Source organism: Bacteroides sp., from assembly GCF_052357945.1.
Taxonomy (GTDB): domain Bacteria; phylum Bacteroidota; class Bacteroidia; order Bacteroidales; family Bacteroidaceae; genus Bacteroides.
Window position 1 is genome coordinate 1 of sequence record NZ_DAWCXD010000275.1, and the last position, 2,963, is coordinate 2,963.

Consider the following 2,963-nt stretch of genomic DNA (forward strand, 5'->3'; position numbering starts at 1 on the left):
TAAAAAATCCGTAGTTACTAATAGAGATAACGCCAAGAGGTTATTGATTCCTTTCATCTTTTTCACATTAGTTACTTTTGTTCTGAAGTATATATTTAATCCGTTGATGAAAAGACCAGTCGAATTGTCTTTCAAACAAATAATCAATAGTGTTCTTTATCCAGCTTCAAATCCTTTAGGGGAAATGTGGTTTATAATAACTCTTTTTATAATATTTCTTTTTTATCCTGTTTTTAAATGGTCATTGCAGTGGAATAAATGTATAGTAAGTGTGTGGATAACTGCATTATTATTGAATCTGTTTTTTCCTAAAGATATAGAGATTCTTTGTTTTTCGCAAGTAGCTTATTATTTGGTTTATTTTTATTCGGGGCTACTCTTTTTTAAGTTTGATGCCTATAAATATACCGATACAAAATGCTTTTTTGTAGTTTCTCTTATGTTTTTTGTCCTTTCTAATATACTTGTACTTCCTGGCATTTTCTTAACCTTTACAGGGATAGCTTTCTCTGTTGCTTTATGTTTACTCTTATCCCATTATTGGACTCGCCTCTTTTCAAGTTTCAGGGATTATACCTTTCAGATTTTTTTAATGGGTCTGTTTTTTCAAATGGGAATAAGATTTTTATATGCAAAATTAGATAACGAATTATTATACTGGCCTTTATATGTGTTGAGTATATTGTTAGCTCTTTACATGCCTGTTTTAATATCAAAGATGATTCAAAAAATAGAAAGTCCATTCATACGTCAATGTTTTGGACTATAAAATATTACTATTTCTTTAATTATATAAACAATGTCAATTAATATTCCCCAACCTACGGATATGTGCATCATCACAACTTATCGTTGTCCGATGCGCTGTAAAATGTGTAATATATGGGAACATCCGACCGATAAAAGGAAGGAAATAACTCCCGAAGAAATCAAATTGTTACCTTCTGTAAAGTTCATCAATCTAACCGGTGGCGAACCGTTCATTCGTGAAGATCTGGATCAAATAGTAGAAGTGTGTTTCACAAAATCTCCTCGCGTGGTTATATCGACTTCTGGCTGGTATGAGGACCGGGTAATAGCCTTGGCTAAGAAATTCCCTAATATTGGTATCCGTATTTCTATCGAAGGGCTTAGTTGTAAAAATGATGAGCTTAGAGGACATGCGGGAGGTTTCGACAAAGGACTTCGGACTTTGCTTACATTAAAAGATATGGGTGTGAAAGATATAGGTTTCGGTTGTACTGTTTCCAACAACAACTCTAAAGATATGCTTTCTCTTTATCAACTATCCCGGTCTTTGGGTATGGAATTTGCTACAGCTGCTTTTCATAACTCTTATTATTTTCACAAAGATGATAATGTGATAACCAATAAGGAGGAGGTTTGTGGCGATTTTGAAAAACTGATAAATCTGCAACTTAAAGAAAAACATCCTAAATCATGGATGCGGGCTTTTTTCAATATGGGACTAATCAATTATATAGAAGGTTCACGGCGTATGTTGCCCTGTCAAGCTGGCGAAATGAACTTTTTTGTAGAGCCCTATGGTGATATTTATCCCTGTAATGGTTTAGAAAAGAAGTATTGGAAAAAGCGTATGGGGAATATTCGTGAGACTCCCAACTTCAAAGAAATATGGGAAGGGGAACAAGCAGAACAAGTACGCCAAATGGTACGCCGTTGCCCTAAAAACTGCTGGATGGTAGGAACGGCTTCACCTGTGATGCATAAATATATAAAGTATCCGCTGAAATGGGCTTTAAAAAATAAATTACGGAGTTTGCAGGGAAAAACAGCTTGTTTGGACAAATGTTGGTATAACGTGGGGCAAGATCCTTCTCAAGGAGACTTACGGGAAGTTTTTTGATTATAGAACACGTATTCTTTGTACTAATTCTATGAAGATCTTTGTTACCGGAACTCGTGGTATCCCAGATATTTTGGGTGGTGTTGAAACGCATTGTCAAGAGTTATTTCCCCGAATTGCTGAAATGGGGTTTGATATAACAATAGTACGTCGGAAAAGTTATGTGAAAGATAACATGACTGAATACAAAAATGTGAGGCTTATTGATATAGAAACTCCTAAAAAGAAATCTTTTGAAGCAATCGTACATACTTTCAAGGCTATTCTTGAAGCTAAATTCCAGAAAGCTGACATTGTTCATATTCATGCTATCGGTCCGGCTTTACTTGTGCCTATAGCTAGACTACTAGGAATAAAGGTTGTGTTTACTCACCATGGTCCCGATTATGATCGTGATAAATGGGGCTTTTTTGCTAAAACAATGCTGAAATTAGGAGAGCGTATGGGAACGATTTTTGCTAATGAAGTAATTGTTATATCTGAAGTCATTAACGACCTTCTGGTGAGAAAATATGGTAGAAGAGACTGCCATTTAATTAACAATGGAGTTCCGGAGCCTGAAGTTTGTGACTATCCAGAATATTTTAATGAATTGGGGATTGAGAAAGGAAAGTATATTTTGGGTATGTGTCGGTTTGTTCCTGAAAAGAATCTTCATCATTTAGTAGAAGCTTTTGCTGGAATATGTGCAAGTGACTATAAGTTGGTGTTGGCGGGGGACGCAGATTTTGAGGATGATTACTCACGCAGTTTGAAAAAAAGGTCGAGAGAATGTGGAGTAGTATTAACTGGTTTTATAAAAGGTCGGAAATTACATTCTTTACTTGCTAATGCATGTTGTTTTGTTCTTCCATCTTCACATGAAGGGTTACCTATCGCATTATTGGAAGCTATGAGCTATAAATTGCCTGTCATTGTAAGCAATATTCCAGCAAATATGGAAGTGGGGTTACCTTATTCATGTTATTTCAAAGTAGGGGATGTAGAACAGCTACAAGAAAAACTAGAAGAGCAGATGGAACAAGGGCTGCGTCGGATAGAGTACGATATGAGTTTATATAATTGGGATGTAATAGCAAAACAGGTAATAGATGTA

General features: G+C 35.5%; 3 protein-coding genes. All 3 read left to right on the top strand.

Annotated features, from left to right (window positions below; all coding sequences use genetic code 11):
* On the top strand, window positions 1–769 hold a 769-nt coding region (locus ACT8YW_RS22730), incomplete at its 5' end, for an acyltransferase family protein (RefSeq protein ID WP_444107229.1).
* Between the two features lie 30 nt (window positions 770–799).
* Window positions 800–1,867, top strand: a complete 1,068-nt coding sequence (locus ACT8YW_RS22735; protein ID WP_008775062.1) for a radical SAM/SPASM domain-containing protein — start codon at window positions 800–802, stop codon at window positions 1,865–1,867.
* A 31-nt stretch (window positions 1,868–1,898) separates the two neighbouring features.
* Window positions 1,899–2,963 (top strand): glycosyltransferase family 4 protein (locus tag ACT8YW_RS22740; RefSeq protein WP_444107230.1); only part of this gene is annotated, 1,065 nt, incomplete at its 3' end.